The following is a 24,845-nucleotide window of genomic DNA, read 5'->3' as shown; positions in this document are numbered from 1 at the left end:
GCGAGGCATCCGACACCGGTCAGCCCAGGGCCTCCAGCTCCGTCAGGGAGTCGTCGAGGTGGGTCAGCAGGCGCTGCAGGTGCGGGACGGTTCGCCGGCAGCCGGTCAGGCCGACCTGCAGCTCGCCGTCGTAGGTGGTGACGGTGATGTTGAGCGCCAGGCCGTCGGTCGGGATCGACATCGGGTACAGGCCGTCGAGCTTCGCCCCGTTGAAGTAGAGGGGCTGTCGCGGTCCGGGCACGTTGGAGATCAGCACGTTGAACGCCGGCCGTCGCAGGGCGTCGAGGTCGAACGGCAGTGCGCCCAGCCCGGCCGGCACGAAGTTCATGGCCGACAGCATCAGCGTGCCGAGCTGGTTGAGGCCCTTCAGCGTCAGCTTGCCGCGGTCCATCGACTCGCGGACCAGCTCCAGCCGGGCCTCGGGACTGGCCAGGTGGGTGCCGAGGTTGCACAGCACGATGCCGACGTTGTTGCCGTCGCCGGAGCCCTCCCCGTGCAACGACACGGGCACGGCGGCGATGAGCGGATCCTCCGGCAACGCGTCGAGGTCCAGCAGGTAGCGACGCAACGCCCCCGCCGACATGGCCATGACGACGTCGTTGACGGTCGCGCCCGTGCTGTCGCGGACCGCACGGATGCGGTCCATGGCGTAGCCGTCGGCGGCGAAGCGTCGGGCACCGCTGATCGGCACGTTGAACATCGTCCGGGGCGCCTGGAACGGCATGCGGGAGGCTTCCTCGGAGAACGAGCGCCACAACGTGCGCACGGCGGCTTCCGAGGACCCGGTGACGGCCCGGACCCCCTCACGAACGCCCGAGGCCACACCGGCGACCGCGCCCTGCACCGCACGGAGCGGGTTGGGCCGTCCGGTGGGTTCGCCGGGGTCGAGGACTCGCGGCGGCGGATCCATGCGTGCCCACGGCGCCGGGGCGTCCCGTTCGTCGGGGTCGGTGGACAACGACCGCTGCAGCAGCTTCATGCCCGTCACGCCGTCCACCAGGGCGTGGTGCATCTTGGTGTACACGGCGAACCGGCCGTCCTCGAGCCCCTCGATGACGTTGGACTCCCACAGCGGCCGGCTCCGGTGCAGCAGGGTGCCGTGCAGGCGGCTGGCCAGCGCCAGCAGCTCACGGACCCGACCCGGGTGCGGCAGGGCGGAGTGCCGGACGTGGTACTCGAGGTCGATGGCATCGTCCTCCTGCCACTCCCAGGGCCCCACACCGCCCTTGCGGACCGGCTTCATCCGCAGGCGGCGCGAGACCTCCTGGGTGGCCATGGCCCGACGGTAGAGGTCGCCGGCGAAGGCTGGTCCGGCGCCCTCGGGCGGGGAGAACAACGCGAGGCTGCCGACGTGCATGGGCCGCTCGCGGCCCTCGACGTCGAGGAACCCCGAGTCGGTGATCGGCATCAGGCCCACGGGTCCCCCTCCTCCGCCCTGCGACGGACGACGTAGAACAGGCAGTCGCGCCTGGTCTGGAGATGGGTCCGGGTCATCATCGCGGGAACCATGTCCTCGGCGGTGACGACCGTGCCGTCGACACGGACGTCGAACAGCCGACCGGTCGCGTCGTTGCCGTCGACGTCGGTGACGACGAGCGGCAGGTCGCTGCCGGGAAGGATCCTCCCGATCGGCACGCCGGCCAGCAGCATCCCGAAGTTGTTGCGGTCCAGGCCCGGCTGGATCGCGAAGTCGAGCTCGTCGGGGTCGAGCTCGTCGACGAAGTCGAAGGCCACCTCCGGACGGACCTCGACGCGGTAGCGCACCTGGAACAGGTGAGGGGGCCTGGGCATGGTCGGATCGATGTGGGGCATCGCGACGAACCGCTCGATCACGCCCCTGGCGAGGTCGGCGTGCTCGGGCACCCCGGCCATGCCGCACTCGACCGCGATGGCCGGGCAGTACGGCTCCAGGGCCTGCATCAACGTGTACTCCTGGGTGCCCCAGAGCAGGCCCACGTCCGCCACGGCACCGGCCAGCGCGTAGGTCTCCTCCAGCGGACGGGGCACGATGGCGTACAGGGGGTTGTCGCCGGTGTTGTTGTGCACGTCGATGGCGGCGTCGAGCGGCTGTGCCGTCACGATCGCCAGGACCTCCGATGCGCAGCGGCGCATCCGGGTCGACACGGGGTGGATGCCCCACACCCGGTTGAAGTCCTCCTGGTCCGGCAGGTACCGGTGGGCGAACCATCCGTCCTGCGTGGCCGCCCGCACGTTGCCGATGAACAGCCACAACGGATGGGTGGGACGCGGCTTGTCGCGCAGCCAGGCCAGCAGGCCGCGCAGGCCGGAGTCCTCGTTGCCGTGCAGCATGACCGAGATCATCCGGTGCGGCCCTGGCAGGGTCCCCTCGAGGTGCATCAACGCGGGCTTGCCGTCGAGCTCGGCCAGCACCTCCTCGTCGGAACGATCCGCGACGAGGTCCCAGATGGCGTCGTCGTCCTCGATGTGGTGGAAGAGCACCCGCTACGACCGATCCTCGAGCGCGTCCCCGGCGGTGACCGGCCACGTGTGGACCGGTTCGCCCTGCTGGTGCAGCTCGGTGTAGCGCGTGGTCACCGCTTCCCGGGCGGCGGCCCGTGACAGCCCGTGGGACTCCAGGGCGTGGTCGAAGGCCTCGATCTGCCAGACGGCACCGTTGCGGCCCGACACCGCGCGCTGCTCGATGATCGACAGGTAGCGGTCGATGTCGGAGGAGTCGATGTCCCACGCCTCCAGGCCACGGCGGGCCAGCGGGATCAGGTGGCGCAGCATCAGCTCCTGGGCACCGACCATGCCGATCCCCGGCCAGTACAGCTCGGCGCCGATGCCGTACCTGGCGGCGGCGAAGAAGTTGTCCTCCGCCGCGGTGAAGCTCATCTCCGGCCACACCGGTGCCTGGGTGTCGGCCAGGCCAGCGAGCAGCCCGTAGTACAGCGCGACGTTGGCAGCGCAGTCGATCACCGTCGGCCCGGCCGGGAGGACCCGGTTCTCGATCCGCAGGTGCGGCCGCCCGCCCGCGATGTCGTAGACCGGTCGGTTCCACCGGTACACCGTGCCGTTGTGCAGCGTCAGCTCCTCCAGCCGGGGGATGTCCCCCGACGCCAGGATCTCGTCGGGGTCGGTGGCCTCGGTGATCGGCAGCAGCGAGGGGAAGTAGCGCACGTTCTCCTCGAACAGCTCCAGCACCCCCTCGGTCAGCCACTTCTCCCCGAACCACACCCTCGGGCGCACACCCTGCTCGGCGAGCTCCTCGGTGCGGGTGTCGGTGGCCTGCTCGAACAGGGCGATCCGTGTCTCGTGGTGCAGCCGCTTGCCCAGGAAGAACGGCGAGTTGGCCGCCATGGCGACCAGCGGACCCGACACGACCTGGGCGGCGTTCCAGTACCGGGCGAAGTCGTCGGGGTCGACCTGGAGGTGCAGCTGCATCGAGGTGCAGGCGGCCTCGAAGAGGATGGAGTTGGTGACCGTCGACAACGTCTCGTCACCCTCGATGTGGATGATCAGGTCCTCACCGCGCGCGTTGAGGATGGCGTCGTTGAGGGCCTTGTACCGCGGGTTGGTCGACAGGTTCTGCTCGGTCACGTCGAAGTCGGTCAGCGTGGGGAGGATCCCGATCATGACGACGTGGGCGTCGAAGTCCGCGGCCTTGGCCGATGCGCGGACGAGGGACTGGCGCAGCTCGTCCTCGACCTGCACGAAGCAGTCGCCCTGGACCGGCCGGGGCGGCGTGGCGAACTCCATGTTGAACTGGGCCAGCTCGGTCTGGAAGTCCGGCGAGGCAAGCGCGGCGAGGACCTCGGCGTTGACGGGAAGGACCTGCGCGCGTTCGTCGGTCAGGTAGACCTCGAGCTCCACCCCAAGCGTGCGACGGCCGGTGGAGAACCGTCCCGAGTCGATCAGTCCCTCCAGCACGCGCAGGCACTTCTTGACCTTCTCGCGGTACCGACGTCGGTCCTCGCGCGTGAACTGGATGGTGTCGATGTCGCGGCCCATGCATCGGCCCCTTGCTGCGGTCGTCGTGTGGCGGCCCGGTCGGCCCCACCGGCAGGGCCCGGAGGGGCCGTGCAGGTCCGAGGAGCCTACTCCAGCGGCCAGCCGGGTCCGACTGCCGCCGACAGCTCGCGGACCCCCTTTCACCGTCGGCTACAGTGCGACCGTGACCACCTCCAGGACGATCGTGCGGACGGGACGCGCCCCTGCCGAGCGGGTCTGGGACCTGCTGGCCCAGCCGTCCTGCTGGCCGGCATGGGCCCCGCACATGTGGCACGTCGAGCGCGCCGACGGGGGCGCGGCCGGCCCCGTCGAGGTCGGGCAGGCCCTGCGGATCGTGTCCCCGGTCCCACGGCTGGGGTTGTCGCTGACCATCACCGCCGTGGAGGACGGTCGGTCGTGGACCATGGAGGCCGAACTGCCGGTGCTGGGCCCGGTGACCTCCCGGCACGACCTGACCGTGGACGGCACGGACACCCGCGTTGCCGTGACCCTCGAGTGGGCCGCCCACCCGGCGCTGGCCGTGCCCGTGCTGAGGGCCTACACCCCCCTCGCGACCCTGTCCCTCGACCGGCTGCTGGGCCTCGCCGCGCGCGAGGCGGACGGGGCGGACATGGCCGACCGTCGTATGTGTCGAGGAACGCACCACGACCACGCGACCCACTAAAGTCGGCCCCGGTCGGGCCGACAATGACGGTGTGAAGCCGAACGACGGGATGGGACGTGACGTGGGGGTGGCGCTTGTCGCCGTCGCCTTCGCGATCCTGCACTCGCTCCAGCGCGATCCCGCCATGTTGTACGGGCTTCGCGCCATCGGCACCGTCGTCCTGCTGGGCATCTTCGTGCATCGGGCGTGGCAGCTTCCCGGTCGCCACATCTGGGTCGGGTTGTTTCTGACGATGGCCACCCTCCCCCTCGGCGACCTGGCCGTCGCCACCACCGGTCGGGCCGACGCCTCGACCCCCTTCTACGTCGTCACCTACACGCTGGGCACCATCACCGGGATACGCCTCCTGCGCATGCGTGCCCGCCACGAGGGCCGCAGCGACAGCCTCGTCGACACGTTGTTCGTCAGCCTCGCCGTCGGTGTGGTCCTGTGGACCGTGATGATCGGCCCCGAGAACGGCGAGGTGGACACCGGGACGGCCACGATCGTGGTCCTGGCCACGCTCATCATGAGCATCATCGTCGGCCTGACCACGAGCCCGGGAAAGAAGCCATGGGCCCTGACCGTGCTGTGCCTCGGCGTGACGCTGGCCCTGGTGGCCGCCATGTTCCGCGGCGACCTCGTCCCGGACGCCTGGATCAGCGTCGTGGCCTTCATGGCCCGTGTGCTCGTGCTGGTCAGCCCGCTGGCCCATGACGCCGCGGACCTGATCCGGCCGAGCACCCCACAGCGAACCCACCGACCCCGCCTGGCGATGATCGGTATCGGCCTCCTGCTGCTGAGCGGCCTCAACAGCGTCCACGGGATCCACCACGGGTGGCTGGCCAACGCCGGCAGCGTCATCGGACTGCCCCTGCTCGCGGTGCTGCTCCTGTGGCGCGTGTCGCAGGTCATCAGGGAGAACGACGAGATCACCATGGCGCTGCACGAGGCCGCGCACACCGACGCCCTGACCCTGCTCGAGAACCGCAGGGCCATCCAGCGCTCGGTCAGTCGAGCCGTGGCCGACGGCCAGCACGTGACGCTGCTCTTCGTCGACCTCAACGGCTTCAAGGCCATCAACGACAAGCACGGCCACGACGTCGGCGACGAGGTCCTGGTGCACGTCAGCGCCCGCCTGCGCACCGCCGTGCGCGCCGACGACATCGTGGGTCGCCTCGGCGGCGACGAGTTCCTTGTCGTGCTGCCGGGCGAGGTGTCGCAGACGACGGTCGCCGAGGTCATCGACCGGATGGAGCATGCCCTGTCCAAGCCCCTCGTCATCGACGGGCAGACGTTGTGGGTCGGCGCCAGCATCGGGTTGGCCAGCCGAACCGACCAGGAGTCCGCCGACGCCCTCCTGGCCCGCGCCGACGCGGCGATGTACAAGGCCAAGCGGTCCGCCCACATCGCCCGCGACCCCGCACGACGCCCACAGCCGGTCTACGTCACGTCGTGGTCGGCGGACATGGGGCTGCGCCAGCGGCAGATCCCGCTGGACGCACACGACCTGACCCCCACCGGGGCGTAGTCAGCCCGCCGTCGGCGGGACGGAGATCGGCGCCGAGTCGCCAGCGCTGGCCGCGAGGACGGTGGCCAGCAGGTCACGCAGGTCGGCCTGCTGGTCGACCGACAGACCGGCGAGGATCGGGTGTCCCGCAACCATGCGTTCGGCCATCTGCTGCCTGACCCGGTCGCCCTCCGCGGTGGTGACCAGCATCCGGCGCCGCCGGTCGGTCGGGTCCTGACGCCGTTCGACCAGGCCCCGTTCCTCCAGCCGGTCCACGATCCCGGTCACGTTGGACCGATCGCACTGCAGCCGGGTCGCCACGTCACCCATCGGGCAGGGTTCGGTGAGGTGGTGCAGCGCCCTGGCCTGCATGGGGGTCAGGTCGACGGCGTCGGCGACCGCGGTCAGGTGCGCCCGCATGCGACCCGTCAGCTCGAAGAGCATCCGCGAGACCTGCTTGCCGAGCGGTTCGTAGGCGGCAGTCGAGCACCTGTCGGCCTGGTCGTCCATCGTGGGAGGGATGATAGTGGCGAACATCAATGGTTGCCAACCTCAAGGATAGTGGCAGCATGGCGCCATTGATCGCCGCCGACAAGGAGCGTCGCCCGTGCCAGAACCCATCATCCGCGTCGAGGGCATCACCAAGTCCTTCGGCGACGTGCACGCCCTCAGGGGCGTCGACCTCGAGGTCGCCGAGGGCACCGTCCTCGGCCTGCTCGGCCCCAACGGCGCCGGCAAGACCACCCTCGTCCGCGTCCTGACGACCCTCCTGCAGCCCACCAGCGGCCGGGCCACGGTCGCTGGCCTGGACGTGGTCACGCAGGCGCAGGCCCTTCGCAGCCAGATCGGTCTGGCCGGCCAGTACGCGGCGGTCGACGGTGACCTGACCGGGCGCGAGAACCTCGTCATGGTCGGTCGGCTCTACCGGCTGGGCAGGGCCGAAGCGGTTCGCCGGGCCGAGGAGGTCCTGGAGCGGATCAGCCTGACCGAGGCGTCCACCCGACCCGTCAAGACCTACTCCGGTGGCATGCGACGGCGCCTGGACCTGGCCGCCAGCCTCGTCGGGCGTCCGCGGGTGTTGTTCCTGGACGAACCGACCACCGGCCTGGACCCACGGTCGCGCATCGAGCTGTGGCAGCTCATCACCGAGCTGGTCAGCGACGGCACGTCCCTGCTGCTGACCACCCAGTACCTGGAGGAGGCCGATCAGCTGGCCGACCGCATCGCCGTGATCGACCACGGCTCGCTGATCGCGGAGGGCACCGCCGACGAGCTGAAGGCCCGCCTCGGTGGGGACGTGATCGAGCTGCGGGTCGCCGACCCGAGCCGGACCACCGACGCCGCCACGGCCCTGGCCCCGATCGCTGCGGAGGCCCCCCGGACCAACGCCGACGCCGGCGAGGTCGTGGTCCCGGTCGCCGACGGTGCCAGCAAGCTCATCGAGGCCGTGCGCGCACTCGACGGCGCGTCGATCGAGCTGCTCGACATCCAGCTGCGCCGGCCGACCCTCGACGAGGTGTTCCTGACCCTCACCGCCGACGCCCCGTCCGACGGCGCGACGGCTGCTGGCAGCCCCGCGACGTCGGCAACCACTCCCGACCGCACCATGCAGGAGGTCCAGAAGTGACCGCGCTCGTCCAGACGCCGACCGCCACAGGCGGCCTCGGCCACACGCTGACCGACATCGGCATCATGACCCAGCGGAACCTGCTGAAGCTGGTCCGCTCCCCGCAGCTGGTCGTGTTCTCCACGATCCAGCCGATCATGTTCGTGCTGCTGTTCAACTTCGTCTTCGGCGGTGCGCTGGAGATCCCCGGCGTCGACAACTACATCAACTTCCTGCTGCCCGGCATCTTCGCCCAGACCGCCCTGTTCGGGTCCACCAACACGGGGATCGTCCTGCACGAGGACCTCAGCCAGGGCATGGTCGACCGGTTCCGTTCCCTGCCGATGGCCCGCTCGGCCGTGCTGGCCGGCCGCACCATCGCCGACTCGACACGCGGCTTGTTCACCGTCACGCTGATGGTGGCCGTCGGCTACGTCATCGGCTTCCGGTTCCAGAACGGCGTGCTCAACGCGCTGCTCGCCATCGCGCTGGTGGTCCTGTTCGGCCACGCGTTCTCGTGGATCAGCGCCAACATCGGCCTTCGTGCGTCCACCGCCGAGACCGCGCAGACCGCCGGGTTCATCTGGGTCTTCCCGCTGGTGTTCGCCTCGAGCGCCTTCGTACCGACCGCGTCCATGCCGGGCTGGCTGCAGGCCTTCGCCAACAACCAGCCGGTCACCATGCTCGTCAACGCCGTCCGCGGGCTGGCGCTGCCCCCATGGACCCGGCGATCGCCGCGCAGATCGGCATCGCCGACACCACCCGTTCGGTCATCGGCTCGCTGCTGTGGATCGGCGCGTTGCTCGCGGTCTTCGTCCCGCTGGCCATCCGCGGGTACCGCCGGGCGTCGGCGTGAGCGGTCACCGCACCCCCGCGTCGTGACGGCTCAGCCGGCGAGGGGGCCGACCGCCGCCGGCGTGGCCTGCACGTAGGTGGCGGTCTCGTCGTCCCAGACCCAGCCCGCCATGTCCGCGGGTAGTCCCTCGGCGCGCAGCGGGGCGGTCTGCACCCGGTAGTGGGCCGAGCGCGGCATGCGGTCCAGCACCCGGATCGCGGTCGGCCACGACGAGCCGTCCACCACGGAGAGCGCACGGCGGATGCTGGCGTCGGTCAGCTCGCGACCGGGCCGCACCGTGACGGCGGCCAAGGTGACGGCGACGTCGCTGCCCTCCGGCCGCACCCCGTACACGGCGCACAGGTCGACGGCGTCGTCGGACTCCAGCGCCGCCTGGACCGGACGGGGGTACACCACGCCGTCGGCCGTCCGGATGAGCGATGCGGCGTTGCCGAGCAACCACAGGTCGCCGTCGGCGTCCTCGGTGAAGACATCTCCCGTCCACAGCCAGGCGTCACCGCGGGCGAACACGCCGCGGAGCAGTCGGCCCCGGACGTCGGTGCGACCGCGACCGACCCGGGCCAGGAGCACCCCGGGGTCGTTCGGTTCCGCTCGGCGGACGAACCCGTCGGGCGACGACTGCAGCTGGCCGGTGTCGGGGTCCCACGCCGCGACCGCCACCTCGGCCGTGCCCGGCAGCCGCCGGCCCATGGCCCCGACCTTGTCTCGGGTCAGGTTGGCCAGGACCGTCTCGCCCTCCGTGTGGGCGTAGAACTCCAGCACCCGTGCTGGGCGGAACCGGTCCAGCACCCGCTCCCACAACCCGCTGGGCATGCCGGACCCGAAGAACAGCCGGATCGGATGGTGTCGTTCGGCCGGGCTCGGGGGCGCCTCGAGCAGGTCCCCGAGCATTGTCCATGTGTAGGAGACCGCGGTGATGCCGTAGCGCCGCACCTCGTCCCAGAACCGGGTCGGGGTGAACTCCGGTGCCACCGCCAGCCGTGCGCCCGACACGACCGCACCGCCGATGGCGGTCAGCAGGGTCGCCGGGTGGTGGAGCGGCGAGACGGCGTAGACGGTGTCGCCGCTGCCGAGCGAGGCCGCGCTGGCGGTGCCGAACGCCGAGAGCGCCCAGCGACCGTTCGTGATGCGGTTGGCGCGGGTCCGCTCGCCGTGTGAGGTGAACAACACCACCGCGAGGTCGCGGGCACGACCCTGGTTGGGGGCGTACCAGCCGGGGAGCGTGACGTCGTCGGGGTCGATCAGCTCCATGTCGACCGCGCCATCGGGCACCGTCCGGTCGCGGTCCCCGCCGGTCCCGAGGACGAGCACCTGTCCCGGCCACACCGCCATGGCGTCGGCGGCGTGGTCGGGGTCGGCGATGACCCGGCTGACCTGGCCCAGGGCGACCTCACGGCCGATGTCCCCGTCGGGGCGCAGCATGACGGCGACGGCACCGACACGGCTGAGGGCGGTGACCAGCGCCACGGCCGTCGGGCGGGTGCCCATGAGCACGCCGACGTGCTCGCCCTGTCGCACGCCCAGGCTCAGCAGCCCGCGCGTGATCGCGTCGACCCGGCGCAGCGCCTCGGCGTAGGAGTACCCACGCCCGTCGAACAGGAAGAAGGTGTCGTCGGGGTGGCGCCGTGCCCGCTCCTCCAGCAGCAGCGCGAACGACACCCGCGTGTCGGCCTGGACCCGATCCAGCCGCGCCAGTCGCGGCAGCTGGTCGATGGCCTCCCCGAACACCCCGCGGAGCGCCCTGGTGGCGCTGATGGCCGACTCGGCAGCGACGTGCGCGGCGCTGACGGCGACGTCGGTGACGACCTCGACGGCCGATGCGGGGCTGTCGTCGTCGTGGTCCTCGGTCAGCTCGGCGATCTGCTCGGGCCGTTCGGCGGTGCCCTCCTGCCAGTGGACCCAGTCGGCCACGACGGGCCAGCTGTGCTGCCGCGCGCCGTTGCCGACGACGAGCCCCATGTGACCGGCGTGCAGCGTCAGCTCCCACACGTCGGCCATGGGTGCGGCCCTGCGGACCGCGCGGACGGCGGGCGCGGCGGCGATCTCGTCGACGCTGCCGACGACGGCCAGCATGGGCACGGCGATGTCGGCCAGGGTGACCATGCGGTCGCCGATCACGAACCCGCCGGAGAGCAGGCGGTTGTGGGCCAGGAACTGGGTGGCGAACTCCGCGACGGCCGGCCCGGGCCAGGCCACCCAGCCGTCCTGCTCGAGGAACCGGCGGCTGCCCTCGCGTTCCAGCAGGGCCTCGCGGTTGTGCAGCTGCTTCAGGAAGTCGACGCGGGCACGGACGGTCTTCAGCGGGTCGAGCATCTGGAACACGCGGCGCGACAACCCAGCGGGGACCGAGGTCCGGGCGAGGACGGTGTTGGCGACCGCCGTGGCGGCTTCGGCCAGCTGGGCCACGGGAAGGCCCGCCGGGGACAGCAGGTGCACGTCGACCGGGGAGCCGAAGGTGATCAGGCTGGCGATGCCCTCGCCCCGCCGGTAGGCGGTCGTCTGGTAGCAGAACATGCCACCCTGGGAGTACCCGCCGAGGTGGATGTCGCGGTCGGTGGCGCGGCGGACGCGGTCGATGGCGTCGGAGACGGCGAGGACGTGGTCGGCGAGGGTGCGCTGGAGACCGCCTTCCTCGTGCTCCGGCGCGCCGAAGTCCACGACCCACGGGTCGACGCCCAGCTCGTGCAACGCCCGTACGCCGGAGACGTGGGGGGCGACGTCGTAGACCTCCGTGGACAGCATGAGCGGCGGCACGAGGAGGAGGGGCGGCCGGCCCTCCCCTCCCGACTCCGGGAAGTAGCGCCGCAGCCGGTAGACAGGGGTCCGTCCCACGACGTCGTAGGGGCTGGAGGCCTCCCCCGTGTCCAGGCCGCCGAAGCGGGCGACCTCGAGCGCGTTCTGGGTCGCCATGCCCAGCCGCAGCGCGGACTTGGCCAGTCGGGTCGGCATCAGGGCAGCCATGGTGGTTGACGGTAGTCGACGTCGTGGGCGACGGGCGAGCCGGACACGGTCGTCCGGACCTGATCGCCGCCGCCAGGTCAACGAGGAGTTTCGTCGCTGACGTCGAAGGCCGGTCCGTGGCCGGGGACGATCCGCACCGCCCGCTCCAGCACGCGCCCGCGGTGGTGGTGGAGGGCGTCCAGGTCGGTGCCCCGGGGGTCGGACTCCGAGGTGGCGGTCCACCACAGGTGGGTCAGGGCCACGGTGCCCGCGTCGGTCTCGACCAGGGTGGTGATGTCCTCGCGGGTGTGGCCGGGTGTCTCCAGCAGGGTGACCGACGGGCTCAGCGCCAGGCCCTCGGCCGGTCGTGAATCCCAGATGTCGCCGTCGTAGGTCGCCCAGTAGTCGTGCAGGACGGCGATCGGGAAGAGCCCCATCCAGCGGGTGTGGTCGGGATGGTGGTGGGAGATCACCAGGTCGGTGACCTCCTCGGGGTGGATGTCGGCCGCCTGCAGCGGGTCCAGGATCGAGGACGGCCCGGGCACCATGCCGGGGTCGTGCACGATCACCCGGTCGCCGTCGCGGATCAGCGACACGGTGCCGGCGACACGCGCGCCCACGTAGCCCTCGAACAGGATGGTCAGCTCAGCGGTCATGGAGGCAGTTGACCGGCTGGCCGTCCGGAGGGCAAGGGGTGATCGGTGTCGGCGCCTCCCCCGGGGCCCGTGGCAGGCGTGTCACAGTTGGCGGCAATGTCCACCGACGTCGCCGCACCTGCCGATGCGGACCAGGCTGCCCTGCGCTCGACCCTGCCGCCGACGCGGCCCAGCGGGGTTCCGCTGCGGGTCGTGGACCTCTTCGCCGGGATCGGTGGCCTGTCGCTCGGCTTGTCGCAGGCGGCCGCGGCCGTCGGTCGTCCCGTGGACGTCGCGCTGGCCGTCGACCGGGACCCGGCGGCGCTCGGGGTGTTCTCCCGCATCTTCCCCTCCGCCGAGGTCACGACCGAGGACGTCACCGCGCTCGTCGACGGGACGCTGGGCGCCGTCGCGACGCCGGCCGAACGTGCGCTGCGCCGCCGGGTCGGCGACGTCGACGTGCTGGTCGGCGGACCGCCGTGCCAGGGCCACTCGGCGCTGAACAACGCCACACGCCATCGCGACGACCGCAACGAGCTGTACCTGCGGATGGCCCGGGCGGCGGAGGTGCTGGCGCCCGACACCATGGTCGTGGAGAACGTGCCGGGCGCCCGCGCGGACCGGTCGGGCGTCGTCGACCGCACCGTGGCGCATCTGCGGGGCCTGGGCTACGGCGTGTCGGTGGAGGTCGTGGACCTGTCGGACCTGGGTGTCGCCCAGCGTCGGCGTCGGCTGGTCCTGCTGGCGACCCGGCGGGTGCCGGTGTCGTTGGTGGACGTGGTCCATCGGCACCAGCGCCCAACCCGCGGAGTGGCCTGGGCGATCGGTGACCTGGCCGACGTGGAGTCCGACCGCCTGGTCGACCAGCGGGCCCGGTCAGCCGCGGCCACGCGCGAACGCATCGCCTACCTGTTCGACCACGACGTGTACGAGCTGCCCAACGAGCTGCGGCCGGCGTGCCACCGGGGCGACCACTCCTACGTGTCGATCTACGGCCGCATGCGGCCCGACCAGCCGGCCCAGACGATCACGCGGGGCTTCTACTCCATGTGCATGGGGCGCTACGTGCATCCCACCAGGCCGCGGACGATCACCGCACACGAAGCCGCCCGGCTGCAGCACTTCCCCGACCACGTCGACTTCTCCTCCATCCGCAAGCGCGGTCAGCTGGCGCTGGCGATCGGCAACGCGGTCCCGCCCCGGCTGACCGAGGCGATCGGCGCCGAGGTGCTGGCATCTCGTCGGGACGCCTCGTGAGGGGCATCGCGTGGGGGCATCGCGTGGGGGCATCGCACGAGGCGCACGGCACGAGGGGCACCGGGTGAGGGTCGCCGGGCTGTTCGCGGGGATCGGCGGGATCGAGCTCGGGCTGGCCGCCGCCGGCCACCGTGCGGTGCTGCTGGCCGAGCTGTTGCCCGAGGCCCGGGCCGTGCTGGGTGCTCGCATGGACGCCGCGGTGGTCCCCGACGTCCGCGAGGTCACCGACCTGCCGGCCGAGGTCGACCTGCTGACGGCCGGGTTCCCCTGTCAGGACCTGAGCTCCGTCGGCCGCAAGGGGGGGATCAGCGGCACCAAGTCCAAGCTGGTCGGTGAGGTGTTCCGGCTGCTCGAGCGCCGCCCCGTCGACTGGGTGGTCATGGAGAACGTCCCGTTCCTGCTGCACCTGGACAAGGGCAAGGCGATGCGGCTGGTCGTCGGGGCGCTGGAGGAGCTCGGCTACGCCTGGGCCTACCGGGTCGTCGACACCCAGGCGTTCGGGCTGCCCCAACGACGTCGACGGGTGGTGGTCGTGGCCAGCCGGGTCGGTGACCCCCGCGGGGTGCTGCTGGCCGACGAGGGCCCGGCGCCGTCGGTCCCGACCGACCGGCCCGCCCACGGGTTCTACTGGACCGAGGGGACGCGGGCGCTCGGCTGGGCGATCGATGCCGTGCCGCCGATCAAGGGGGGGTCGTCGGTCGGCGTGGCCTCTCCCCCGGCGATCCTCGCCCCGGACGGCACCGTGGGAACCCCCGACCTGCGCGACGCCGAGCGGCTGCAGGGCTTCCCGTCGTCGTGGACCGCCCCTGCGGCCGACGTCGTCAAGGACCGGTATCGCTGGCGGCTGGTCGGCAACGCGGTGTCGGTGCCGGTGTCGACGTGGGTGGGCCGGCGGTTGTCCGAGCCGGGCGAGTACCTGTTCGCCGACACCGAGGAGCCGCTCGGCGGGCGGTGGCCGAAGGCGGCCCACGGGGCGCCCGGGCGTCGTGCCGTGGCCGTGCCCGCCGGTCCGTGTCCCGTGGCCGTCGACCGGCCGCCCCTGATGGACTTCCTCGACCATCCGCTGGTGCCGTTGTCCCGGCGCGCCACCGAGGGGTTCCTGCGTCGGTACCGGTCCGGCACGCTGCGCCGCAAGCCCGTGCTGGAGGATGCGCTGGACGCCCACCTGCGTGTCCTGGCCGATTCCGACGCCGACCCCGGCCGGTCCGCGACCTGATCGGCGTGGTCGGTCCGGTCCCGCGTGACGAGGGCACCCGCCGTCGGCTGGCGGCCCAGCGCTCGACCGACACCAAGCCCGAGATGGCCCTGCGGCGGCTGCTGCACGGCCGGGGGATGCGGTACCGGGTGCATCATCCCGTGCCCGGGACCCGGCGGAGGATGGACCTGGCGTTCCTCGGCCCGAAGGTCGCGGTGTTCGTCGACGGCTGCTTCTGGCACGCCTGCCCCGAGCACGGCACCGCCCCGGCCAACAACGCTGGCTGGTGGGCGGACAAGCTGGCCGCCAACGTCGCTCGCGACGCCGACACCGACCGTCGCCTGGCCGAGGCCGGCTGGGCCGTCGTGCGGATCTGGGAGCACGAGGACCCCGTCGAGGCGGCCGACCGCGTCCAGGCCACCGTCCGCGCCCGCACCCCTTGAGGTGTGTCGCCGAACCGGCCACAGGACGGCGCTGGCCGACACACCCCGGGTCGCACGTCCCACCTCCCCTGCCGGTGTGTCGCCGAACCGGCCACAGGACGGCGCTGGCCGACACACGTCGGGTGTGGGGGGTGCGGGGCTGCCGGGTACCGTCGAGACATGGCCAACCGACTCGCCGGGTCCTCCTCCCCGTACCTCCGCCAGCACGCCGACAACCCCGTCGACTGGCACGAATGGGGTGACGAGGCGTTCGAGGAGGCGCGTCGGCGGGACGTGCCGATCTTCCTCTCCGTCGGCTACTCCTCCTGCCACTGGTGCCATGTCATGGCCCACGAGTCCTTCGAGGACGACGCGACCGCCGCCGCGATGAACGCCGACTTCGTCAACATCAAGGTCGACCGCGAGCAGCGGCCCGACGTCGACGCCGTCTACATGTCCGCGGTCCAGGCGATGACCCGCCACGGCGGCTGGCCGATGAGCGTGTTCCTGGCCGCCGACGGCACGCCGTTCTACGGCGGGACCTACTGGCCGGCCGACGCCCGCCCCGGCATGCCGTCGTTCCGCCAGGTCCTGGCCGCCGTGGCCGGCTCGTGGGCCAACGAGCGGGACAAGGTGCTGGAGCAGGGCTCCCTCGTCGTGCAGCACCTGACCCAGCAGCAGGCCCTGCCGGACGGGGGCGAGGTCGACGCGAGCGTCCTCGACACCGCCGCCGAGCGCATCGTGGCCCGCTGGGACCGCACCAACGGCGGGTTCGACACCGCGCCGAAGTTCCCCCAGGCGATGACGGTCGACTTCCTGCTGGCCCATCACGCCCGCACCGGCGACCCCGATTCGCTCTCCGCCGCCGTCCACTCGCTCGAGCGCATGTCCCGTGGGGGCATCCACGACCACGTCGGCGGCGGGTTCGCGCGGTACTCCACCGACGAGATGTGGCTGGTCCCCCACTTCGAGAAGATGCTGTACGACAACGCCCTGCTGCTGCGTGCCTACGTGCACGGATGGCAGGTCACCGGCCAGCCCCGCTTCCGTCGCATGGTGACCGACATCGCCGAGTACCTGCTGGCCGACCTGCAGCAGCCCGAGGGCGGGTTCTCCTCCGCCACCGACGCCGACTCCGAGGGCGTGGAGGGCAAGTACTTCGTGTGGACCGCCGAGGAGTTCGACGAGGCCATCGTCGCCGTCGGCGAGGACGTGGCGAAGTGGCGCGAGCGGTTCGGCGTGGTCGACGAGGGCAACTGGCACGACCCGCACGGGCACGCGCCGCCGCGCGCCAACGTCCTGCACGAGGTCGTGCCGTTTCAGGAGGACGACCCGGGCTTCGCACGTCGCTGGGCCGCCGTCCGCCAGTCCCTCGCCGAGCGCCGGTCCCTCCGCGTGCCGCCGGGCCTGGACGACAAGGTGCTGGTCAGCTGGAACGCCCTGGCCATCGCGGCCCTGGCCGAGGCCGGCGCGGTGATGGAGGAACCCCGCTGGGTGGAGGCGGCCCGCCGTGCCGTCGACTTCGTCGAGCAGTCGATGGTGGTCGACGGGGTGCTGCACCACACGTGGTCCCCGGGCCACGAGGCCAGCGTCCCTGCCCTGCTGGAGGACCTGGCGCTGCTCGCCCGAGCCCTGCTGGTGCTGTACGAGGCCGATCCGGACCCCCACCTGGTCGACTGGGCCCGCCGGCTGGCCGCCACGGTGGAGGAGGACTTCGCCGACGGCGAGGGGGCCTACTACGCCACGGCTGCCACCCCGGCCGCGGATGGCCCCCAGCTGGTCGTCCGTCCCCTCGACCTGTGGGACAACGCGCAGCCCGCCGGCTCCAGCGTGATGGTGGAGGTCAACGCCCGCCTCGCCGCCCTCGACGGCGACCTGGACGCCCGGGACCGGGCCGTGGCCACGGTCTCCCGCTTCGGCGGGCAGCTCCCCCTCGCCCCGCTCGGTTACGGCGAGCTGGCCACGGCGGCCGAACGCCTGCTGTCCGGCCCGCTGGAGGTGGCGATCGTCGGCACGGTCGGTGCCCCGGACACCGAGGCGCTGCTGTCGGTCGTGCGCGACACGTGGCGGCCGGGTGTGGTCGTCGCGGTCGGCACGGGAACCGACGACGGCGGTGTGCCGCTGCTGCGCGACCGCCCCACCGTCGACGGGGCCGCCACCGCCTACGTCTGCCGCGGGTTCGTCTGCGAGCGGCCGACAACCGACCCCGACGAGCTGGCCCGCCAGCTCAGCGCCGCCGTCGCGGCGGGACGCTCCGCCTGACCGAGGTGACCCGACGACGTCGGGTCATCCCGAGCCGCTGGTCGCGCCCACCGCCTGGTCATGGCCGTGGCATCCCTCGATCCGCGCCTCGCCATCATCGGCAGTCCGGCCGGGCCGCAGCCCGTACTCGTCGCCGACGAACGCCACGAACGCATCCACGCAAGCCGGGTCGAACTGGCTCCCGCTGTTGGCGACGATGTAGTCCAGCGCGCGCTGATGGCTCCAGGCCTTGCGGTAGGCGCGGTCGGTGACCAAGGCGTCCCACACGTCGGCCACGGACACGATGCGGGCGATGAGGGCGATGTCGGTGCCTGCGATCCCGTCGGGGTACCCCTCGCCGTCGAAGCGTTCGTGGTGGTGGCGGACGGCCGCGAGGCCGTGGCGCAGGGACTCGATCCGGCCGACGATCTGTGCACCCACGACGGGGTGCTCCTCGATCCATGCGCGTTCGTCGGCGTCGAGGGGGCCCGCCTTGTTGAGGATCGCGTCCGGGATGCCGATCTTGCCCACGTCGTGGAGGTAGGCGCCCTGGGCGAGTGCGCGGAGCCGCCCGGAGGACAGGCGCATCCGCGTCCCGATGCGGACCGCGAGCTCGGCGACGCGGACGGAGTGCCCGTGCGTGTAGCTGTCCCGGGCCTCCACCGCGGCGACAAGGGCCAGCAGCGCCTCCGGGTAGGAGCTGGCCAAGTGCTTCAGCGGATCGACGTCGAACGCGCTTCGCAGCGCATCGTCCACGACGAGGGCACGCCGGGTGTCGATCACGACCGCTGCCGTCGCCGCCCCGAAGCCAGCCAGCAGGTAGGCGTGGTAGTCCCACCAGGAGAGGTGCCACTGCACCCCCAGCTGGTAGCTGACGAGCGCCATCACGGTGACCCAGCAGGCGATCGTGAGCAGCTGCTGGACCGTGTCGGCACCCAACCGGTACCACCACCAGTGCTGGGCACCGACGCCGAGCAGGACCACCCCCGTGAGGACGGCAACGACCTGGAACGTCGCGACCTCGCCCGGTAGCCGGGCGCCCCCGCCCAGGACCGTCTCCTCGACGGTGGTCACGACGACGAGCGCCGCGGTCAGGCCCGATGGTGCGAGCAAGCTGGCAACGGGGTGACGGGCGGCCCACCGAACCGGTCGCCAGTGCGGTCTCGTCGCCAGGAGCTGACCGATCGCGAAGACCGGCAGCGCGAGCATGGGATAGCGCCCGACCCAGACGTTGGGGCCGACGAGTCCCCCGGTCCCCGGCGTTGCCAGGCCGTGGCCCAGCAGGAGCAACGCGACGACGGTGGAGGTACTGGCGAGGACGACGAGGGGACCCTGACGGGTTCGAACGGCCGGGCGTGCCGCGAGGGCGGCCACGACGATCACGCACACCGCCACGATCGACATGACGACCAGGTGGACGTCCGTCGATCGGTATGCGATGTCCAGCGCAGGGAAGCGCCGCAGGAGCGCGAAGATGCCGAGCGGCACCGCCAGCACACCGATCATGGCCACGAGGGGTCCGGTCCTGCGCTCTCGTCGTGTCACGCACGATCGATCGGCCCGGCGAGTTCGGACCTGAGCCGCCTTCCCGAGGCCCCTGCGCGGGCTACCCGCCCTGCACGGGCTACCCGCCCTGCACGGGCTACCCGCCCTGCACGGGCTACCCGCCCTGCACGTACGCCCGGCCGATGACGAAGGCCATGGCGGCGCTGAGGGTTCCCAGGACCGACAGCACGGCGGTGGCGCGGGTCCGGACCGCCGGGTCGCGCCAGGAGACCCAGCCCGCCGCGACGAAGAGGCCCAGCGGGATCAGCCCCCCGACGTAGTGGATGTAGAGCTGCAACACGCCGAGGCCCTGGTCCAGCAGCTTGATCCCGATGAGCGCCTGCACCATCAGCAGGACCTGGGTGAGGATCAGGCTCACCCGCGCGCCGCCCTCGATCGGGCGGTTGGCCAGCGCGAGGCGGCCGACCCATGCGGTCGTCACGAGCATGGCCAGCACGACGAGGCCACCGGTCGCCTCGTGCACACGGGGCGAGACGAAGATGTTGTCGATCACCCCCTCCTGCTCGACGGCGACGGCAAGGACGGCGGCGGGAGTCAACATCCCGGCGGAGTATGACGCAGCCCCCCGTCGCCGGAGCCCGATGTCCCTGTCCGGGTGTCCACAGCGACGCCGGTGCCGGGGCGGAGGCTGTCACGGGGGATGGTTACCCTGCGGGGGAGGATCGTCCGACCTGGAGCACGAGTGCCGAGCCAACCGCCAGTCCCCGAAGACCTGCTTGCCCGCCTGAACCCCGAGCAGGCGCGGGCTGCCGCGGCGGTGACCGGACCGGTGCGGATCCTCGCCGGGGCGGGAACGGGCAAGACGCGCACGATCACCCATCGCATCGCCGCGCAGCTGCTGTCCGGCGCGTTCGTCCCCTCCCAGGTCCTGGCCGTCACGTTCACCGAGCGGGCGGCGGCGGAGATGCGCGACCGCATCGCGACGCTGTGCGGCGAGCTCGGCATGGACGGCGTGTCGGTGCGTGCGGTGACGTTCCATGCGGCGGCCTGGGCGCAGGTCCGCCACTTCTGGCCCCACCTGTCCGACGAACCCCTGCCGGAGGTGCTCGGGTCGAAGATCCCGTTGCTGATCGGCACGGCACGCCGGCTGAACGTGGACGCGGGCGACCTCGCGAGCGAGGTCGAGTGGGCCGCCAACGCCGGCCTGGACGCCGATGCCGTGGCCGCCAGCGGCCGGGACGAGCTGCTCGACGCCACGACCCTCGCCGAGGTCGTGCGCGGCTACCGGGACGAGAAGGCCCGCCGGGGCGCCATCGACTACGAGGACATGCTGCGCCTCTCGCGCGAGCTGATGGACCTCGACGAACCGGCTGCCTCGATACGCGACCGCTACCGCGCCTTCACCGTCGACGAGTTCCAGGACACCAACGCCCTCCAGTGGAACCTCCTCCGCGCATGGGCGGGCGACCGCACCGACGTCTGCGTCGTCGGCGACCCTGCCCAGACGATCTTCTCCTTCACCGGCGCGGACTCGCGGTACCTGCAGGACTTCCCCAAGGCCTATCCGGGCACCATCAGCGTCCAGCTGAACCGGTCCTACCGTTCGACCGCGCAGGTCCTGACGCTGGCCAACCGCGTCCTCGGACGCCGTGCGGCGGATCTGGTCCCCACCATCGACTCCGAGGGCGCACCGGAGGCCCTGCTGCTGGAACGCCCTGACGACGACGCCGAGCAGGCCGTCGTCGTCAAGGCCATCCAGACCCTGCAGAAGGCCGGCGTGCCGCTGTCGGAGATGGCCATCTGCTACCGGATCAACGCGCAGGCTGCCGCCTGGGAGGAGGCGCTGCGCGAGGCGGGCATCCGCGCCTCGGTGCGGGGTGAGGGGTCGTTCTACAGCCGAGCGGAGGTCACCCAGGCCATCGGGGCGCTCGTCCGTGCGGCCACGGCGACGCCGCCGCCGTCGGGGACCGTCGCGCCGCCCGTGGTCGACGCCCCCGTCGCCAACCCCAACGTGGTCGCCGAGGTGGAGGAGGTCCTGCGCGACGCCCTGTCGTGGCGGGCCAACCGTCCCCCGCAGGGTCGCCGGGCTCGCGAGCGCTGGGAGGCCATCGAGGCCATCCGGGACGAGGCCGCCGGCCTGGCCGACGACGGCATGGACCTTCCCGGCATCGCCGAGGAGCTGCAGGCCCGTGCCGCCTCGGGAAGCGACCGCACCGCCGAGGCCGTCACCCTGATGAGCATGCACCGGGCCAAGGGCACGGAGTACGACGCGGTGTTCCTCGTGGGGTTGGAGGAGGGGTTGATGCCGATCAGCCATGCCAGGACCGACGAGGAGGTCGACGAGGAACGACGCCTCCTCTACGTCGGGGTCACCCGGGCCCGGCGATGGTTGTGGCTGACATGGGCCCAGAAGCGGCCGAACCGGAAGGGCAAGCCGGTGTCGCGGCGCCCCAGCCGGTTCCTCTACGGGCTCGGGCCCGGCGCCCCCAAGCCGGGGGCCAGGAAGGCGTCGTCGGGGCCCAAGCAGTCGGCGCTGGCGGAGCTTCCCGGCGACGTCGACGAGGTTCTGGTCGAGCGGCTGCGGGACTGGCGGCGCGAACGGTCACGCGACGACGGCGTGCCGGCGTTCGTGGTCTTCAACGACGCGACGCTGCTGGACCTCGCCCAGCGCCGGCCGAGCAGCCGGACGGCCCTGCTGGGCGTCAAGGGGTTCGGCCCGGCCAAGGCCGACCGGTACGGCAGCGACGTGCTGGCCATGATCGCGGGACGCTCGACGTGATCGGGCCGTGCGGATGACGGTCCGGGTCCACGTCGACGTGGTGGTGCTGAGCCTCTCCCCCGCCAGCGACGAGGGGTCGGGCGACGCGCGCGTCGTGCAGACACTCCTTCGCGACGTCGACCCCCCACGGCTGCCCGGCGACGTGCTCGGCGAGGCCGAGGACCTCGACGAGGCCGCCCGCCGCGTGATGGGCGAGGTCGGGCTGCACGAGCCCCGTCACGTCGAGCAGGTCGCGTCCTTCGGCGCGCCCGACCGCATGCCCGGCCGACGGACGGTCTCCGTCACCCACCTGGCGCTGGTCCCGCGCCCGTTCGTCCCGAGCGACGGATGGTGCTGGCGGCCGGCCACGGACCGGGCGACGCCCCTGGCGTGGGACCACGACCGGATCCTCGACGCGGCGCTCGACCGGGTCCGCAGCAAGCTGTCGTACTCCAACATCGCCTACGGCCTGCTGCCGGAGGAGTTCACCATGTCGGAGCTGCAGGAGGTCTACGAGGCAGTGCTCGGCATGACCCTCGACAAGCGGAACTTCCGCAAGAAGGTTCGTGGCCTCGGGCTGCTGGAGGAGACCGGGGGCATGCGCCGTGGCTCCCACCGCCCTGCGGCCCTGCACCGCTTCGCCTCCCCCGAGCTGGTCCTGCTCGACGAGGGTCCGCTGGTCTGACCGTGAGCGGTGCTCAGCCCCGGTCCGGCGGCTCGGCGGGGCGGGCGAAGCGCAGGCCCCCACCACCGGGCAGGTCGACCAGGTCACCGGCGCGGACGTAGGCGTGCAGGTCGGCCATGGCGGTCCGCAGGTCCACGCCGACGCGGGTCGCGTAGTCGCGGACGGTCAGCTCGCCGCGGGGCGGCAGCTCCTCCACCGTGACCCGGCCGCGTTCCGGCGGGGCCGGACGGGGTTCGGGGTCAACGGCGTCGGCCGCGGTCTCCAGCGCCAGCGCGACCGCGGCGGTGTGGCGTTCCAGCCACCGGGTCAGGTCACCCTGCCGTCGCATCGTGGCCGCGACCTCGGCGTAGTAGGCGCCGGCGTCGTCGGCCAGCGGCTGCTCGAGGATCGCGGCGCCATGCGTGTCGATGCCGCTTGCGACCAGCAGGATCCGCGCGAACGCCCGGGCGACCCGACCGTTGCCGGCCTCGAAGGGCTGCAGCTCCAGCAGGCGTTCGTGCACCACCCCTGCCAGGATCACCGGCGGGACGGTGATCGCCCGGCGGCTGATCCAGGTGCCCAGCTCCTCCATCGCCGCGGGAACCGTGGACGGCGCGGCGGCGCTGTAGATCATCATCCCCTGGGTGCCGTCGTGCACGGCCTGCTCGGTGACCCGGTACCGACCGATGACCTCGGGGAGGACCAGGCCCTGGCTGACGATGCCGTGCAGCCGTCCGAGGGTGTCCAGGGGGTGGGCGAGCGCGGCGGCGGCGAGCTCGTGCTCGACCTGCTCGACCCGACGGAGGTTGGCGTACTCGACCGCCGCGACCTCCTGGGTCTCCATGGCGTCCAGCTGGAGCGCCCGGGCCCAGCCGCCGGTCACCGGCGTGGGCGGCTGCTCCAGCAGCGGGATCCGGCCGGCGTCGACGTCCGCGGCGGTGGACTCCTCCAGCGGGCTGCCGTCGAGCCACACCGACAGGGCAGCCGCACGCGGGCGGGCGACGGCGACACGGGCCGCACGGCGGTCGGGGTCGGCGCCGGCAAGTCGGGCGCTGGCGGCCTGCGCACGGGCGGTCAGGGCCACCAGGTGGTGGGAGTAGGTGATGGGGGAGGTCATGGCGGCGGCGGTGTCGTCAGCTGCGCTTGCCGTCCAGGCCGAGCGTGCGGGACACGGTCCGCTGCACGTTGGCCTCACCGATCCGGATGCCGGCGAAGACGCCAGCCGCGCCGGTGGTGGCCGCCAGCAGGCCGACGGCGGCGGTGCGGGTGACCTGCTTGCGGGTGCGGTTGAACTCCACGACCGGCCAGCCCCGGCGGTGGGCGATCGACATGAGGGACCGGTCGGGGTTGACCGCAACCGGGTGGCCGACGATCTGCATCATCGGCAGGTCCGACGCCGAGTCGGAGTAGGAGTAGCAGCGGCCCAGGTCGTAGCCCTTCTCCGCCGCCAGCCGTCGGATCACGTCGGCCTTGCCCTCGCCGTAGCAGAACGGGGCAGCGAGCTGTCCGGTGTAGACGCCGTCCACGATCTCGCTCTGGGTGCCCAGGCCGCCGGTGATCTCCAGCGCCGACGCGAGCTCGCCGACGATCTCGATGGGGCTGGCGGAGATGATGTAGACGTCACGCCCGGCTTCGCGGTGCATGTCCAGCAGCGCGTCGGCCTCCGGACGGATCTGCGGCAGGAGCTCCTCGATCACCTGGGGCGCCAGCGACGTCAGCTTCTGCGCCTCGACCCCGGCCACGGTCGCGAGGATCCGGTCGCGGATGGCCTCCGACTGCTCGTCGCTCGCGCCGAACAGCTTGAACATCAGCGCCGCAGAGCCGTCGACGAAGAGCCGGCTCATGGGCAGCAGCCCCTCGCGGTACGCCGCCTTGCCGAAGTAGAAGGCGGACGAGCCCGACATGAGGGTGCGGTCGAGGTCGAAGAATGCGGCAGCGGGGGTATCGGACATGACGACGCTGGAGTCTGCCATCCCGGCGCAGCAGGTGCGCATGCACCGTCGGGCCCCACACGATGTGTCATGCTGGCCCGTCATGGCTTCGGGATCGACAGACCGCATGGTGGGCGACGATCGCGCCGGCGTGCCGCTGGAGGTGGTCGACGGGCTGCTGGCGACCATCGCGCAGGTCCTCCACGACCGCCCGGTCCAGCAGCTCGTGGCTGCCCAGCTGCTGCTGGAGTCCTCCGGGGGGACCGGCCCGATGTTCGACAAGGGACTCAACGCGGTCTCGACGGGCGGCCAGCTGTCCCGCGACATCATGTGGGCCGTCACGCGGGTCCCGCTGGAGGCCGATGCGTTCGAGCTGCACCTGCAGGACACCTTCGAGCGTGCGGCCGACGCCGACGATGGGCTCGAGATGACGGCGACGGCACCGACGGAGCTGCCGACCGTCGTGGTGCAGGGACTGGTGCACGCCTGCCACGACGTCGTGGCCGACGCCGTCCTCAGGGGCGGGTCGCTGCGACGCCTGGACGCCGCCGGTGAACCCGGCCGCCTGCGCATGACGGTGGTGACCCGCGGCGGCCGCGAGGACGGCCCCTGGGTCGAGCTGGCCCGCCGACGGGTGCGGCTGGGCGGTGGACGGCTGACCGTCGACCGCGACGGCGAGGACACCGTCACCGTCGTCGAGGCCCCCTGA

General features: G+C 72.3%; 21 protein-coding genes. 11 read left to right on the top strand and 10 right to left on the bottom strand.

Annotated features, from left to right (window positions below; genetic code table 11):
* Positions 1-19: 19 nt before the first annotated feature.
* The 3 genes from CUC05_RS01465 to CUC05_RS01455 are packed head-to-tail and all read right to left on the bottom strand — an operon-like array spanning position 20 to position 3,972.
* Complete coding sequence (locus tag CUC05_RS01465; RefSeq protein WP_108664351.1) at positions 20-1,408, bottom strand: WS/DGAT/MGAT family O-acyltransferase; 1,389 nt, start codon at positions 1,406-1,408, stop codon at positions 20-22.
* Positions 1,408-2,460, bottom strand: a complete 1,053-nt coding sequence (locus tag CUC05_RS01460) for a M14 family metallopeptidase (RefSeq protein ID WP_108664289.1) — start codon at positions 2,458-2,460, stop codon at positions 1,408-1,410. The genes CUC05_RS01465 and CUC05_RS01460 overlap by 1 nt, the downstream gene beginning before the upstream one ends.
* 3 nt (positions 2,461-2,463) lie before the next feature.
* The gene (locus CUC05_RS01455; protein WP_108664288.1) at positions 2,464-3,972 is read right to left on the bottom strand and encodes a glutamate-cysteine ligase family protein; all 1,509 of its coding nucleotides are present in this window, start codon (positions 3,970-3,972) and stop codon (positions 2,464-2,466) included.
* A 163-nt stretch (positions 3,973-4,135) separates the two neighbouring features.
* Here CUC05_RS01455 and CUC05_RS01450 point away from each other — a divergent pair, with 163 nt between their 5' ends.
* Together CUC05_RS01450 and CUC05_RS01445 are read left to right on the top strand one after the other, a co-directional pair.
* Entirely contained in the window at positions 4,136-4,636 is a 501-nt protein-coding gene (locus CUC05_RS01450) for an SRPBCC family protein (RefSeq protein ID WP_157965083.1), read from the top strand.
* Between the two features lie 31 nt (positions 4,637-4,667).
* Entirely contained in the window at positions 4,668-6,146 is a 1,479-nt protein-coding gene (locus CUC05_RS01445) for a GGDEF domain-containing protein (protein ID WP_157965082.1), read from the top strand.
* On the opposite strand, the gene CUC05_RS01440 is transcribed toward CUC05_RS01445, so the two are convergent.
* Positions 6,147-6,635: a MarR family winged helix-turn-helix transcriptional regulator gene (locus CUC05_RS01440; protein WP_157965081.1), complete on the bottom strand. Its 489-nt coding sequence runs from the start codon at positions 6,633-6,635 to the stop codon at positions 6,147-6,149. It lies immediately after the preceding gene.
* A gap of 97 nt (positions 6,636-6,732) precedes the next feature.
* Here CUC05_RS01440 and CUC05_RS01435 point away from each other — a divergent pair, with 97 nt between their 5' ends.
* Entirely contained in the window at positions 6,733-7,752 is a 1,020-nt protein-coding gene (locus tag CUC05_RS01435; protein ID WP_108664284.1) for an ATP-binding cassette domain-containing protein, read from the top strand.
* Positions 7,749-8,663: an ABC transporter permease gene (locus CUC05_RS01430; RefSeq protein WP_108664283.1), complete on the top strand. Its 915-nt coding sequence runs from the start codon at positions 7,749-7,751 to the stop codon at positions 8,661-8,663. Before CUC05_RS01435 ends, CUC05_RS01430 begins: the two co-directional genes overlap by 4 nt.
* Here CUC05_RS01430 and CUC05_RS01425 read toward each other — a convergent pair.
* Both CUC05_RS01425 and CUC05_RS01420 read right to left on the bottom strand, forming a co-directional pair.
* On the bottom strand, positions 8,618-11,548 hold the full coding sequence (locus tag CUC05_RS01425) for an AMP-binding protein (RefSeq protein WP_205712075.1): 2,931 nt from the start codon (positions 11,546-11,548) through the stop codon (positions 8,618-8,620). The genes CUC05_RS01430 and CUC05_RS01425 overlap by 46 nt on opposite strands.
* Positions 11,549-11,625: 77 nt before the next feature.
* Positions 11,626-12,183 (bottom strand): MBL fold metallo-hydrolase, encoded by a 558-nt coding sequence (locus tag CUC05_RS01420; RefSeq protein ID WP_108664282.1) that lies wholly within the window; start codon positions 12,181-12,183, stop codon positions 11,626-11,628.
* A gap of 96 nt (positions 12,184-12,279) precedes the next feature.
* Here CUC05_RS01420 and CUC05_RS01415 point away from each other — a divergent pair, with 96 nt between their 5' ends.
* From CUC05_RS01415 to CUC05_RS01400, 4 genes are all read left to right on the top strand, one after another.
* A complete protein-coding gene (locus CUC05_RS01415) occupies positions 12,280-13,419 on the top strand; it encodes a DNA cytosine methyltransferase (protein ID WP_108664281.1) in 1,140 nt (379 codons plus the stop codon).
* Positions 13,420-13,483: 64 nt separating this feature from the next.
* Complete coding sequence (locus CUC05_RS01410; protein ID WP_108664280.1) at positions 13,484-14,635, top strand: DNA cytosine methyltransferase; 1,152 nt, start codon at positions 13,484-13,486, stop codon at positions 14,633-14,635.
* Between the two features lie 5 nt (positions 14,636-14,640).
* Entirely contained in the window at positions 14,641-15,057 is a 417-nt protein-coding gene (locus tag CUC05_RS01405; protein WP_108664279.1) for a very short patch repair endonuclease, read from the top strand.
* Between the two features lie 159 nt (positions 15,058-15,216).
* Entirely contained in the window at positions 15,217-17,298 is a 2,082-nt protein-coding gene (locus CUC05_RS01400; protein ID WP_108664278.1) for a thioredoxin domain-containing protein, read from the top strand.
* A gap of 24 nt (positions 17,299-17,322) precedes the next feature.
* On the opposite strand, the gene CUC05_RS01395 is transcribed toward CUC05_RS01400, so the two are convergent.
* Together CUC05_RS01395 and CUC05_RS01390 are read right to left on the bottom strand one after the other, a co-directional pair.
* The gene (locus CUC05_RS01395; RefSeq protein WP_157965080.1) at positions 17,323-18,822 is read right to left on the bottom strand and encodes an HD-GYP domain-containing protein; all 1,500 of its coding nucleotides are present in this window, start codon (positions 18,820-18,822) and stop codon (positions 17,323-17,325) included.
* Between the two features lie 115 nt (positions 18,823-18,937).
* Positions 18,938-19,384 (bottom strand): hypothetical protein, encoded by a 447-nt coding sequence (locus CUC05_RS01390; protein ID WP_108664276.1) that lies wholly within the window; start codon positions 19,382-19,384, stop codon positions 18,938-18,940.
* 141 nt (positions 19,385-19,525) lie between these two features.
* Between CUC05_RS01390 and CUC05_RS01385 the strand changes: the two genes are divergently transcribed.
* Positions 19,526-21,562 (top strand): ATP-dependent helicase, encoded by a 2,037-nt coding sequence (locus CUC05_RS01385; protein WP_170127888.1) that lies wholly within the window; start codon positions 19,526-19,528, stop codon positions 21,560-21,562.
* Positions 21,563-21,575: 13 nt separating this feature from the next.
* Positions 21,576-22,226 carry an NUDIX hydrolase gene (locus CUC05_RS01380; protein WP_108664274.1) on the top strand — a complete coding sequence of 217 codons (651 nt, stop codon included), beginning with the start codon at positions 21,576-21,578 and terminating at the stop codon, positions 22,224-22,226.
* 13 nt (positions 22,227-22,239) lie between these two features.
* On the opposite strand, the gene CUC05_RS01375 is transcribed toward CUC05_RS01380, so the two are convergent.
* Together CUC05_RS01375 and CUC05_RS01370 are read right to left on the bottom strand one after the other, a co-directional pair.
* Complete coding sequence (locus CUC05_RS01375; protein WP_108664273.1) at positions 22,240-23,322, bottom strand: Fic family protein; 1,083 nt, start codon at positions 23,320-23,322, stop codon at positions 22,240-22,242.
* Positions 23,323-23,338: 16 nt separating this feature from the next.
* A complete protein-coding gene (locus tag CUC05_RS01370; RefSeq protein WP_157965079.1) occupies positions 23,339-24,157 on the bottom strand; it encodes an HAD family hydrolase in 819 nt (272 codons plus the stop codon).
* A gap of 82 nt (positions 24,158-24,239) precedes the next feature.
* Between CUC05_RS01370 and CUC05_RS01365 the strand changes: the two genes are divergently transcribed.
* The gene (locus tag CUC05_RS01365) at positions 24,240-24,845 is read left to right on the top strand and encodes a hypothetical protein (protein ID WP_157965078.1); all 606 of its coding nucleotides are present in this window, start codon (positions 24,240-24,242) and stop codon (positions 24,843-24,845) included.

This window comes from Euzebya rosea (assembly GCF_003073135.1).
Lineage (GTDB): Bacteria > Actinomycetota > Nitriliruptoria > Euzebyales > Euzebyaceae > Euzebya > Euzebya rosea.
The sequence above is the reverse complement of the archived record's forward strand: the minus strand, read 5'-3'. Positions and strand labels throughout refer to the sequence as shown.